Source organism: Salegentibacter sp. BLCTC, assembly GCF_015143665.1.
Taxonomy (GTDB): Bacteria; Bacteroidota; Bacteroidia; order Flavobacteriales; family Flavobacteriaceae; genus Salegentibacter; species Salegentibacter maritimus.
On sequence record NZ_WYEW01000009.1, the window covers coordinates 25914 to 38509 of the forward strand.

The 12596-nt window shown below is 34.0% G+C and carries 13 protein-coding genes; all 13 read right to left on the reverse strand.

Features of this window, described 5'->3' with window-relative positions; translation table 11 throughout:
- Positions 1-164: 164 nt before the first annotated feature.
- The 13 genes from GUB10_RS12165 to GUB10_RS12220 all read right to left on the reverse strand — a co-directional run bounded on the left by GUB10_RS12165 (position 165) and on the right by GUB10_RS12220 (position 12572).
- The gene (locus GUB10_RS12165) at positions 165-701 is read right to left on the reverse strand and encodes a DUF1697 domain-containing protein (protein ID WP_193711732.1); all 537 of its coding nucleotides are present in this window, start codon (positions 699-701) and stop codon (positions 165-167) included.
- Positions 702-940: 239 nt separating this feature from the next.
- Positions 941-1480, reverse strand: coding sequence for a dihydrofolate reductase family protein (locus tag GUB10_RS12170; RefSeq protein ID WP_193711733.1), 540 nt, complete (start codon positions 1478-1480; stop codon positions 941-943).
- A gap of 272 nt (positions 1481-1752) precedes the next feature.
- Complete coding sequence (locus GUB10_RS12175; RefSeq protein ID WP_193711734.1) at positions 1753-2331, reverse strand: NAD(P)H-dependent oxidoreductase; 579 nt, start codon at positions 2329-2331, stop codon at positions 1753-1755.
- A gap of 60 nt (positions 2332-2391) precedes the next feature.
- Positions 2392-2955 carry a Crp/Fnr family transcriptional regulator gene (locus GUB10_RS12180; RefSeq protein ID WP_193711735.1) on the reverse strand — a complete coding sequence of 188 codons (564 nt, stop codon included), beginning with the start codon at positions 2953-2955 and terminating at the stop codon, positions 2392-2394.
- 346 nt (positions 2956-3301) lie between these two features.
- Positions 3302-4132, reverse strand: a complete 831-nt coding sequence (gene ygiD / locus GUB10_RS12185) for a 4,5-DOPA dioxygenase extradiol (RefSeq protein WP_193711736.1) — start codon at positions 4130-4132, stop codon at positions 3302-3304.
- A gap of 761 nt (positions 4133-4893) precedes the next feature.
- Complete coding sequence (locus GUB10_RS16085) at positions 4894-5100, reverse strand: hypothetical protein (RefSeq protein ID WP_370591100.1); 207 nt, start codon at positions 5098-5100, stop codon at positions 4894-4896.
- A gap of 57 nt (positions 5101-5157) precedes the next feature.
- Complete coding sequence (locus tag GUB10_RS15980) at positions 5158-5316, reverse strand: hypothetical protein (RefSeq protein ID WP_227740386.1); 159 nt, start codon at positions 5314-5316, stop codon at positions 5158-5160.
- Positions 5317-5612: 296 nt separating this feature from the next.
- Positions 5613-6296 carry a GNAT family N-acetyltransferase gene (locus tag GUB10_RS12195; protein ID WP_193711737.1) on the reverse strand — a complete coding sequence of 228 codons (684 nt, stop codon included), beginning with the start codon at positions 6294-6296 and terminating at the stop codon, positions 5613-5615.
- 215 nt (positions 6297-6511) lie between these two features.
- The gene (locus tag GUB10_RS12200) at positions 6512-9679 is read right to left on the reverse strand and encodes a M1 family aminopeptidase (RefSeq protein ID WP_193711738.1); all 3168 of its coding nucleotides are present in this window, start codon (positions 9677-9679) and stop codon (positions 6512-6514) included.
- Positions 9676-10548: an ABC transporter ATP-binding protein gene (locus tag GUB10_RS12205; RefSeq protein ID WP_193711739.1), complete on the reverse strand. Its 873-nt coding sequence runs from the start codon at positions 10546-10548 to the stop codon at positions 9676-9678. The genes GUB10_RS12200 and GUB10_RS12205 overlap by 4 nt, the downstream gene beginning before the upstream one ends.
- 21 nt (positions 10549-10569) lie before the next feature.
- Entirely contained in the window at positions 10570-10773 is a 204-nt protein-coding gene (locus GUB10_RS12210; RefSeq protein WP_193711740.1) for a helix-turn-helix transcriptional regulator, read from the reverse strand.
- A 3-nt stretch (positions 10774-10776) separates the two neighbouring features.
- Positions 10777-11286 (reverse strand): DUF2975 domain-containing protein, encoded by a 510-nt coding sequence (locus GUB10_RS16170; protein WP_193711741.1) that lies wholly within the window; start codon positions 11284-11286, stop codon positions 10777-10779.
- Between the two features lie 392 nt (positions 11287-11678).
- Complete coding sequence (locus GUB10_RS12220; RefSeq protein ID WP_193711742.1) at positions 11679-12572, reverse strand: outer membrane beta-barrel protein; 894 nt, start codon at positions 12570-12572, stop codon at positions 11679-11681.
- Between the last annotated feature and the right edge of the window lie 24 nt (positions 12573-12596).

Genomic DNA, 12596 nt, shown 5'->3' on the forward strand with positions numbered 1-12596 from the left:
TCCGAAACTTGCTGCAAACCAGAAACATCTTTCCATTTATTATCGCATTTGTTTGCAACCGGGTAATTTATTTTAAATTAAGAAACCTGTTAGATCTCCGGTGTTTTTTTCAGGTATTAATTGTATTTAAATACTATTTGAAATGACTAGCCCGTAACATTCAATTAATTTTTCGCTAATTCCAAAAGCTTTAATACCGTTTTCCAATTTCTGGTTGTGGCCCCTACCCTCAATTGCTTTTCGAAAAAACTGTTTGATAATTTTGATTTGTGATACTTACCCTCACATAATATAAATACATCTTTATCTTTTATTTTGAATTTATCAGGCTCGTGGTCAAGGCTTGATACTTTGTCTATATGTTGCTTAGCAGGTTTTTCTTTTAAAAATGTTAAATACAACTGACTAATATCAACATCTTTATCATAAAAAGAATTGTTATATATTGAAGTTTCAAGCTCTTTTTCTGTTCTAACTATTACAGGTACATCAAACCCGAACTCCTGGGCAATACCTTTCTCCAGTGCGTTTTCTAATTCAAAACCTTGTTTATCTGAATTAAAAATAAGGTTCCCGCTTTGAATATAGGTTTTTACGTTTTCCAGGCCCAATTTTTCACAAAGTAACTTTAAATCGGCCATCAGGATTTTTCGTTTTCCTCCTACATTTATTCCTCTTAAAATTCCTATTTTTTTGTTCATTAGATACACTTTGGTTTATTTGCTGCCAGAGTTCTGAAACGGTCTATTTATGAAAAGCATAGTAGATTCGAAGCACTTCATTCTTCCTTTATCTCTAAGCTTTAACAAACGTTTTCACTTTTAATTTACTTATTGGTTAAACATCAAAACTTTGTTTTGGCTTTGCCTGCTCAAAGAGCAGAACTTTTGTAATCTATCTGATTTGCTATTAGCTATAGAGCTTGTTGATATTTCGAATTTTATTTTTTTCGTTTATAATGTCTCTGCGATATTTGATTTAGAAATGTTTTTGTTTCAATTAACTCAAATTTCAATTCGTTAGGTAATTCTCCAAAAAGTGAAGAACCGCCACCTAGTAAAATTGGAATAGTTGTTAATAACATTTCATCAATTAAATCTGCTTTTAAAAAATTTCTGATTGTTTTTCCTCCATCAATATATAATCTTTCATATCCTTTTTTATGAATTTGCGCTAAAATTTCGGTTAAAGTTCCATGGACTAAAAAAGCCTTGTCCTTATGAGATTCAGATATTTCTTTCAATTTGTTACTTAACACAAAAACAGGTTTGTTATATGGCCATGGAACATTAAATCCAATTACAGTTTCGAATGTATTTCGCCTCATAATAAGTGCGTCAATCCCGTTCGTAAATTGCAAATATCCCATATCGTCATTGTTGGGATTTGGAACGGAATGCAACCAATCAATTCCTCCATTTTTATCAGCTATATAACCGTCTAAACTTGTTGCGATAAATATGCTATTTTTCTTGCTCATTAAGTCTTTCGCATTGCTGGATTAAATGTTCTAACGCAACAAAGTCTTATTAAAAGTTGCGTGGTCAAATATAATTTTTTCCTTCAAGACACATCATTTCTTGCGGTGTATTGTACCCCAATGTTTCTCTAGCCCTGTTCTTGAGTTTATTCTGAATAATTTTCAATATTTTATTCACTTTATAAACTGCCTTTTGATTATTCAGCTTGTGGCTTACTAAAAACTAAAGTTACTAAGAGGCGTAAATTCCCATATAGTCTTGAATTCAGTAATTATTTTAAACCTGCCCCCAATAAAGATATTTTTTCTAAGTATTTCTTCCGAAAATCGGGACTGGAATTTTTAACCGGGGAGATGTAAGTTACTTTTACAGGAGTAATTCCGCAAAACTGCAAAGTACCCTTTTTAAACTGATTTATGGCCGGGCTTTTCATAAATAGAGAATCATACCATTTTGGCGTATCGGCAGTAATAATTAAACGTGCCGATTTTCCTTTTAAGAGCTTTTCGGGAAAAGCTTTACCCTTAACCGGTTGATAAGTGATTCCCGGAAGAAATGTTCTATCAATAAAGCCTTTCATTATAGCCGGATACCCATACCACCACATTGGAAATATCCATACAATATGGTCAGCTTTTTTTATCTTGTCAATTGCCTTAAGCAAATCGGGTTCCAGGTCCATTCTCTTGCGGTAACCAAATTTTAAATTAGGTTCAAAGTCTAATTCAGAAATATTAATTTGGCTCAAGACTGCATCTGTGTTACCTACACCTTTTGCATAAGCCTTTGATAATGCGTAATTAAAACTCTCTTTATCGGGATGTCCATTAATTATAAGTATTTGTTTCATCTATGTTCTATGTTTTTTACAAAGAACCACACAACTAAGCTCCTTTAAAAGGACATTTGTCTAATTTGAAATTGACTTTCTTATTCTGCTTAGATGTCTTTGGGTAATGCCCAAATAAGATGCAAGAAAGTTAAGGGGAATAAACTGTAAATATTCCGGTTGGTTTTTAAGTAAGTCGCTATAACGCTTTTCGGCCGTTTCCTTTTGTAACAGGAAAATTCTTTTTTCCATTTTTATATATTCCTGTTCTGCAATAAGTTTAAAAAACCGCAACCAATTGGTGCTTGATTGCTCTAGTTTTAAAATCTCATTTCGAGATATTGTTAATATTTCAACATCGGTTAAAGCCTGAATATTTTCAACAGTTTTATTTTGAGATAAAAAAGAAGAATAAGCAGTTACAAACGAATTGGAAAATGTAAAACAATAGGTTACTTCTTCTTCTAAAGATGAATAGTAAAAAGATCTAAATAGTCCTGATGCTACAAAGGCTACTTCTTTGCAAGTTTGCCCTTCCCGGATAAAAAAATCTCCTTTTTTAAACTTTTTATAGACTAGTTTATTTTCAAATACATCTATTTCATCTTTGGTTAGCACACCAAATTCTTCTAAATAATTCCTCATTTTTTATTACTTCCAAAGGATTATAGCGAAGGAAAAACTAACCTATTGCTACACCCGTCTTTCTTTTAGGCTTCTAAAGTATAGAATCCAAACCAAACCCAAGCTATTTTTTTAGTATACTATTTTGGAGTTGCTCTTTTAGTTTGGCGAATGAAAATCTGATTTTGTTTCCCTCTGATTCGTGAAAAATAGCAAAATATCAACTCAGGACAATTCGTTGTTTTTGAGGTTCTATTTTCAAAGACACCTACAGGGTCCAAAAACAACTAACGAGTAAACTTAAGTCATTATAAGATCGGATCTTTGATAGTTAATTTTATTCCTTCTAAGTTTGCTTTTTTCAGCTCTATTCAGATTCAATTTTCAAGGAAGTCATAGATAAAGAACCCCCAACAGGCTTGTCGTTGAATAAGCTTACTTTTTCACTTTCTTCTTTCAATGCTAATGTATAAAGTAAAGGCAGATAATGTTCAGGAGTCGGAATGGCCAAATCAAAGGCTTTTCCTTGCGATTTAAAATCGATTAAAGGTTGAAAATCCCCACTTAAAATATGGCTTTTCATTTTTTCGTTGGCTTCGGTAGCCCAATCAAAAGCAAATTCTTCGTTTAGCTTGTTCCAGGCCACCCTACGCAAGTTGTGCACCATATTACCGCTTCCAATAATTAAAACGCCTTTATGGCGAAGGCTATTTAGCTCTTGAGCCAATTCGTAATGATACTTTGCCGGTTTCGAATAATCAATGCTCATTTGTATTACTGGAATATCGGCATTTGGATATAAATGTTTGATTACGCTCCAAGCACCGTGGTCAAGTCCCCATTTATCATCTAATCCAACTTCTGTTTTAGTAATAATACTTTTGGTTTCTTGTGCAAGTTCTGGGCTTCCTTTTGCTGGATATTGAACGTCAAACAATGCTTGAGGAAAACCACCAAAATCGTGAATTGTCGGCGGATTTTCCATCGCAGTCACAAAGGTGCCTTTAGTTTCCCAATGTGCCGAAATACCAAGAATAGCATTTGGTCGTACCAATTCTTTTCCCAATTTCTTAAATGCTGAAACAAATTCGTTTTCTTCAATGGCATTCATAGGGCTGCCATGACCTAAGAAAAGTACAGGCATTTTGCCTGTGTTACTCATTGATGAAGTTATTTTGCTTAAATCTTTTAAGTTCATATTTAAATTTTATTAAAAGGTAAAACCTTTTAATTCAAAAATAAGCCTCATTTATTTTTTGCTCTGAATCATTTCTCTTTTCTGTTCTAAAAATCTGGAATATAGGTGTTTCCTTACTAAATTACTAATTGGCTCAGAAACAAAATTAGTAAACCCATACGGATAAAATCGCCCAGCAAAAACTTTCACTACTCCGGTTCGCTAAATATAAAAGGGGTGAACTGTTCGTTCGAGCACCATGGTAAGAAGTTAATGTAGAAAATCATTTTCGCAAGTGTACCGCCTTATGCCGTTGCCAGAAATAAACGCCATTTCAACACAAGCGTGCAGGACAATTCATTATTTTTGAGGTTCTATTTTCAAAGACACCTACAGGGTCCAAAAACAACTAACGAGTAAACTTAAATCATTATGTGATTGTATCTTTGATAGTTCATGCTGCCACTATATAGTTTATTAGATAAAACTTAATAATTGCACAGGCTTAGTGTAACCAAAAATAAGGAAACCGCTGTGGTTTAATAGAATTGACCATAAATAGGAACCTGAGCAGTTTATTTTAGGTTCAGTTTTTACTGAGGCAACCCTAAATCAAAATTAGATAACCAGGGTATAATAGAACCTAAAATGCAATTTTAGAAATACAGGATTATGGCTATTACCAGAATACGGTGTTCACAATTAATCTTATCCTATTTTTGATGTAAAATTTTTAAGCTTAAAGAAAATCGTTAAATAACTGATCTTTTATATTCTTCTTTCTAGCTATAACCTTCCTTTTTAAGTTTTAGCTCAAGGATTTCTCTTTGTAGGCCTTCAATGCATTTAAGTTCATTTGAAGTGAAACCGTTGTTTGTTAGAATTTTTCTTGAAGCTATATTTTTAGGATCAATAATAGCGAATATTTGCTTTATTGATTTTTGTCTCCTCGCAGTGTTAATTAATGTTTTTGCAACAAAATCTGCAATTCCTTTTCCCTAATACTGAGGCGAAAGCATATATCCAATCTCCACTCCCTGACTATTTCACTCATAGGCTTCCAGCTTAGCTATTCCTAAAAAATCATTCGTCTCATTATTCACTTCTTTAAATTTCCCAAAGTTTTTGTTCAAGCTATTCTCTTTAATCAATTTTTCAAAATCGGTTTTAGCTTTTTCTAATTCGATAGATTTTCCGGTAATCATCTCATTACTTTATCATCATTTACCATCTTAAAATACCCGGGAAAATCATACTGAGTCATTTTTACTATTTCAATATTCATATTTATTAAATTATCTGAATTTAGGTTTTCAGCTTGGTAATAAAAGTAACCTGCCTGTAATTCAAAATATTGTATAAACCCAATTTTTATTTTCCAAATGAAGCATTACGGGCTCTAAGGCTTAAACTAAAAGATGATAGTGTAATTCTCCTTACAGAAATATTTTAAAAGTGAAAATTAAATACAATACAGTTAAGCCACGATAAGATTTCGTTTTTATTTTTTTATTAAATTCCAAAAATTAATTTTCCTCCTGGTTAAGAACCCTAACTTTTCATAAAGTTTAATTGCTCCAGTATTTGATTCTGCAACGTGTAAATACGGTATTTTGTTTTCTTTAAATATTTTATTGGCAGTGTGTTTTATTAATTGTTTAGCATAAGCATTTCCTGTATGCTCGGGATGCGTTACCACAGCGCTTATCTCAGTATATTTGTCCATTTTCATTCGCTCTCCCGTTACAGCTACCAGCTTATCGTTTTTATATATGCCATAGTAGTTCCCTAAATTTGAGGTCTTACTTTTAAAGTATCCGGGCTGAACTAAGTTTACAAGACAGAACAAATCATTTTTTTGCTTGGTCGTTTTAAGTTCTATTATGAGTTCAGAGATTCCAAAGTCAATTTCTTGGTTGAGCAACATTTGGTTACAAACCAATTCTTTTTTGAGTTGTACTTTGTCTGTTAAAATAGGCTTATCTCCAACTACATAAAAATTATCCGTCAATAAAGAGTATTTATTAATTCCCTCTTTAGGTGTTTTGTGGTCTATAAATCCACCAAAAGGACAATATTCTGATTGATAAAATTTTATCCCATGATATTCTAATGAAAGCTTATAATGTTCTTCGCTTAAAGAATACCAAACAGGGTTATTTAATTTTTCTTCTTCTATTTTCATATCTTGTTCAAAGTAAATACAAAGACTTTGGCCTTGTGACCTACGTGATTAAAGTTTCAATTCCATTGCGATAAAATCTTTCAGCTATTTTTATGCTTAATAACCAATATACCAAAAACGGTGAATTCTGATTTAGGAATTCAGCAACAATTAATTATAAACGGTATTTACTCAAGAATCGAGATTTAATGCCTTGTTAATTTGCTCGGGATAATTTACTTAAACATCTCTCTAATTTTTTGCTCAAATTTTTCATCAGTCAGCCTAAGAACCTCTTCCAGCAAATCGGTTGACGTGGGTTTTGCATTTGGGTATTTATGTTTGTTTAGAAAAGATCGCAATGCTAAATTTAACTGCTCTTCCCCAATCAATTCACTTAATTCTACAAAAACTATGGCACCCTTGGAATAGGCAACAAAAGCATTGTCTTTAGTGGCTTTCAACAAAGAAAGGTCTTCGTTAAAACCCTTTTCAGCTTCATAGATTTGTTGGTGTATGGCAACACGCTCCAACATGTTGTCTTTGCCGTGCATTTTTTTGTAAATCATCATTTCGGTATACATTGTCAAACTTTCAGTCAACATCGCATAACCCTCTCTAAAATCAGGATCAATTTGGTTTGTGCCCCACCAAAAATGAGCCACTTCATGTCCTGCCAATTCATTGATAACATCCTGATTGTGACTACCTTCTATATTGGCATGAAAGATCATGTGTTCTGTCATAAAAATCACGCCGGGATAAGCCGTTCCCGCAAAGCCTTGTGTAAACGAGGAAACTTCAGCAAATCGTACAGAGGAAAAAGGATAAGGCCCAAAGTATTTGGTACAATAGTCCAATGAAAGTTTTGTGTTTTCTATAAGATGGTTCACATTGTTTTCGTGCAAAGGATGGTATAAAACCTCAATAGAAATGCCTTTGTGTTGCACTTTTTTAACGTTATAGCTGGCAGAAGAAACCGCAAAACGAAACGGAACGGCATCTGCCCGGTACTGGTAATAATTCCTATTGGCGTCTTGCCATTGCTTCTTTAATGCACCCGTACCAACGGCAATTTGATTCCTATCGGTAGAGATTTGCATGTCCAAACGAATAAAATCATCTACATCGGTTTTTGGAGCGTCCAATGGCTTCATTTGAGTCTCTTCCCCCAATGCATGTTGTTTTCGAATGTTTTTATCTGAAATTTCATTGTCGGCATCGTAACCAAATTGTGGAAAATACCGACTAATTCGCATAAATGACCCATTCTCTACAATCGCATTAAAGGGATTATGGCCATTAACAGCCTGCCATTTATAAGCCAACTCGAATTCCAGCTTTGCCGAATCCCGTGCTTGTAAAGCGTGTTTTAATTTCAATTCTGAAATGGAACCATCTAACATTATCGTGTCATTTTTATAGCTAAATAAAAGCGATTTTATCTCAAAGTCTTTAGGAACACTTACAAGCATAGAATCTATAACTTGGTTGTGTGGGTTTACCAACCAATAATTGCCTTTTATTCGGTAAGCCTTTTCTTTAGGAAACAAGTCTATTTCAGTGCTTACCTTTTTAATTGTGGGTTGTGGAAGGTTTTGGTATTTTCGGTAGTTTTTTTCATAAGTGACTTTTTCCAAAATAGCAGCCTCCTTATCTTTAGGCTCATAGCCTTTTAAGAAATTAAATCCACTAAAAAGTGCCATGAATCCACAAACAATAAGGGCTACCAATTTGTTTTTTCTTTTAGCTGTTGTTTTGATTAAATGAGAAACGAAAAACAGCAGCCCAACCAGAGAAAATCCAAAAATTAATCGCCACAAAAAGATTTTTAAGTAAGGTCCGTAAGCTATAAAATCGCTATAAGCACCTTTGTACCCAGATAATATTCTAAACAACGGATTGGAAATGATATTTTTTGAAATAGGTGTAACAAACAATAAGAAAAACAAGATGGAAACCCCTAAAGCAATCGACTTGTTTTTGCTCTTACTATTCAAAAAAAGCAGTATTAAGGAAAGAAGTATAAGTGGCAACGTATTAAAAACAAAAACACCAAAATACGCTTGCCAATCAATGTAGGCATATTGAAAAATAAGCTGAAAAATAATCGCTTCCAACAGCATTAAACCCGTAAGAAAGACAATCAATAACACCATGCTTATGCTGTGTGCAAGTAATCGTTCCCTTGCATAATAGGTGGTGTTTTGAATAATAGAAAACCCACTGGCGTTTGCGCGCCAAAACACATCATTTGTAAAGTAAACCACCACCAATGCTCCAATAAAATAAAATGTTTCATTAATAGTCTGAGCCAACAGTCCTGAACTGGCGTATTGTTGTGGCAGTCTAATCCCCATATCAATATCGCCATACATTTCTACACCTACGTAAAATAAGAGCAATACAGAAGCCGAAATAAGCGGGATGCTTTTAAACAAATAAATAAGATCGATTTTCACAAAGGAAAACAGTGCTTTCTGTCTTGTTTTTGGGCTGAATAAAGTGCTTACTTTGGCAAATGAAGCGTCTAAACGTTTGGTCTTTTTAGATGTTAATGCCGTGTTTTTCTTTTTTGACTTTTGCTTAAAAACCGGTAAAAACGAGAATGCACGAATGCCCAGCTTTACCATGATTAATGAGAGAAAAATAACAAACAGGCGATTGAGCAATAGCACATTGGTAAACGAAACGGTACTATGGTTTCTTTGAAAAACATCGAAATCTTTGGCTTCATAAAAGTAAGCCGACAGCCCAAATATGTCTGTTAAGGCAGACACTTTTTGAGCAAACAGCGATTGCGGTAACGATTGTGCCATAAACGGCGCGTTTGAAAACATCAACACAATCATATAGGTTATATAAAGCATTAAACCTGCAATAGCCACCAATAATTTATTCTGAAATTTTTTAGCACAAAAAAACAGGATGCTGCATACCAACAAGCTATTTACTACCCCAAAAATCAAAAAAGGATACACATAATACCACAGCTGAAACCCTGCGAGCATTTCGGCATCTGTTTGCACATGCAAACCGATAACATAACCAAGCATTAAAGTAAAAAAGCTGAATACAGTAAGTAAAAAGAAGGATAAAAATCGGGCTAAAGCAAAGTCACGCTTCTTTATGGGCGTTGTAAAAATTATCAAACCAAAATTAGTATCACTTTCCTTAAATAACCCTGAAAAAGCCAACAGTGTTGCCATTAAAATAATAATCAGACTTAACAAACCTGTCATAAACCCAACCGAATAGGGCGCATTGGCAGCAATTCCATCGCCAACATTAATATTGAACTTATAACCTGCAAAAAAGCCTAAAACCAAATAAGCCAGGAAAGCAAAACGAGTGGCTGTCTGTTTTAACGAGGCGCGTATATCATTACTTAAAACCGTTTTCATTTTGCACTATTTAAATGAGTGAAGTAAGCGTGCTCTAAATTTGGCTCTACCGCTTGAAATCCGGTTGGACAGGCTTCTGCATAAACGGTTACGTGCATCACCTTTTCAATAAATTGTTTGCTGATGACTTTAAAGTTCGGTTCCAGTTTGGGGAGCTCTTCTTTGTTTATGGCTTTTTGCCATAGTTTTCCGTGCAACGCATTAATAAATTGATTTGGATTTCCTTCGGCCACAATGTTTCCTTGTTTTATGATGGCCATTTGCGAACAAAGATTGCGTACATCTTCCACCAAATGGGTGGATAATAAAATGATGATATCCTCACCGATTTCGCTCAACAAAGCATTGAACCTATTACGCTCTTCCGGATCTAAACCTGCTGTTGGTTCGTCTACAATAACAATTTTCGGGTCTCCCAATAAAGCTTGGGCCACACCAAAACGTTGTTTCATTCCACCTGAAAACGTATGTACCTCTTTATTTTTGGCATCTGTTAAATTCACTTTATCCAGAAGAGTCATAATTTGGTTATGACGCCCTTTCTTACCGTGAATGCCCTTTAACCTGGCTAAATGTTCCAACAAATCGTAAGCCGAAACTTTAGGGTAAACACCAAAATATTGGGGCAAAAACCCCAGCTGTTTTTGTATTTCCAATGGGGTTTTTACAATGTCTGTGCCGTTGAAAAACAGTTCTCCTTCCGATGGTTTTTGTAAGCCTACAATGGTTTTCATAAGCGAAGATTTCCCTGCTCCGTTAGGCCCTAGTAATCCAAAAACACCGTTTGTTATGTTTAAATTTATGGCATGAAGCGCCTGGTATCCATTGTTGTACACAAGGGATACATTGTTGGCTTTCAATGTATTCATAAGATAATATTTAAGGAAGCGTTAGTCTACATAGTCTATGATGTCTCCCGGTTTACAATCCAGGGCTTTGCATATTTTCTCTAAAGTTTCAAAGCGAACACCTTTGGCCTTTCCATTTTTAAGTATTGATAAATTTGCTGGGGTAATACCAATTTCTTTTACCAACTCTTTGCTCTTCATTTTACGTTTGGCGAGCATAACGTCTATATTTATAATAATAGGCATAGCTTAGATAAATAAATCTTGTTCGTTTTGTAGGGTCAATCCTTGGCAAAATATTTCTGACATAAAAAAAATAAAAACCCCAAGAAGAAGATGAAGAATAACTATTAAGAACAGTTCACTATCAATGGGCATAAAAAACGATGTGAATATGGTGAGCACAGTAGGCAGAAAGATATTGACAAGATAAAACCGCCTTAGATGCACAATATTTTCTGTTGTAAATAACTTGTCTTGGTAGAATACTTTAAAAACATTGCACAACAACCAAAAAAACAAACCATACGCAAAAATTGGAATCAAAAAACAAAAAACCAAATATGTGTTACTGCTATCTAAGATTAAGAACGCCTTTTCTGTAAAAGGATAGGTTATAATTGTTTGGGTATTTTTGATTTGTAAATGGGTGTTCGTTAACCAACTTAATGCTCCGTATATCCCAGTAACTATATACAAGCCTGCCAAAATGCTTGTAATGAAATATAAGATTTTGGAGATAATCATCGTTTTCTGCATATCATAAAATTTAATTTATTTCTGCAAATTTATATAAAAATATTGTTTTACAATAATTTTATATAAATTTAAAATAATTAAAACATCCCTCTATACAATGAGTAAAATATTTAAAGAATCCTTGTATCGACTTAAAAAGAATAAAATTAGGCTGGTAATTAATCTAGCAATTTCTACTTAATTTTTTATTTCGGGTCGTTTCATTCTTGAAATCAGGTGTGACTTTTTGTAAGTTGTAGGCAGGCCTTATGAGTAAGGACGTGGGTGCATTAGTTTGTAATATTGGTTTTTGCGAGTTTAATTATCTCATGACGCGCCCACGAGGCATTCGTTAGAAACAATTTTTACTCAGGCTATTATGCCCCTTGGCAGCGCCAATAAATCTACCGTAATTATAGTTTAAAGGCATACCGAAGTTTTAAACCAAAAACAAAAGTTCTTATTTCATCTATAAAAGACCCCGAGTTACTATTCTCTCGTGAATTCAATAAACTACTGGCAGAAAAAGCTATTGGATCATGGCTATTATATCTTATAAGTTTCTCTTCAGAAGACGCACCAGACCGGATGTTGTTAAGCCCATAATCCAGAAAGCCACCTACGTATAAAGATTTTTTATTTTCAAGTATAAGTTTTACACCGCTCTCCAGGTTCAATATAAAACTGGTATTTATATCGAATTCAGATCGGGAATCGTCTATTTCATCAAACTTCCCGAATCCCACAAATCCCGGGCCTTTAAGTTCCACATCATATTGCGGATAATAACCACTGGTGACCAAAGAGGACAGTCTTGATTTGTATTCAGACTTTAAACTTAGTCCGGCTTTAATACCAGCACCGGCATAAAAGCGAGTTATCCCTTTTGTTTCATATTGAATTTTTAGCGGTATATTTAAAAAGTAAGCGTATTGATTCTCATAAAAGTCTTTAGCCTGATATCTAAATTCAAAATTCTCCCCTTCCTGATCCCGGGTTCGATAGGCACCTTCAATAATAGGCAGGTAAACAGATCCTTCTATATATTGTAGCTCTGTACCGGTACCAATACTCCAGTTTTCAGATAAATAAAAGGCATACCCAGCTCCAAAACCAAAGCCGTTTTTCATTTCACTTTTCTGATTCAAGACTTTATAATCCAGTTTCGAAAATGAGCCCTGCAAAATGAATGAGACTTCATTGTTCGTTTGTCCTAGCACACTACCGGTTACACTTATCAAAACAACCAGTATCATGAGTTTCAATAAAAATCTTTCTTTATAAACTATTATATCTTTATTATTCATCGATATATTAAACTTTAGTGAGTT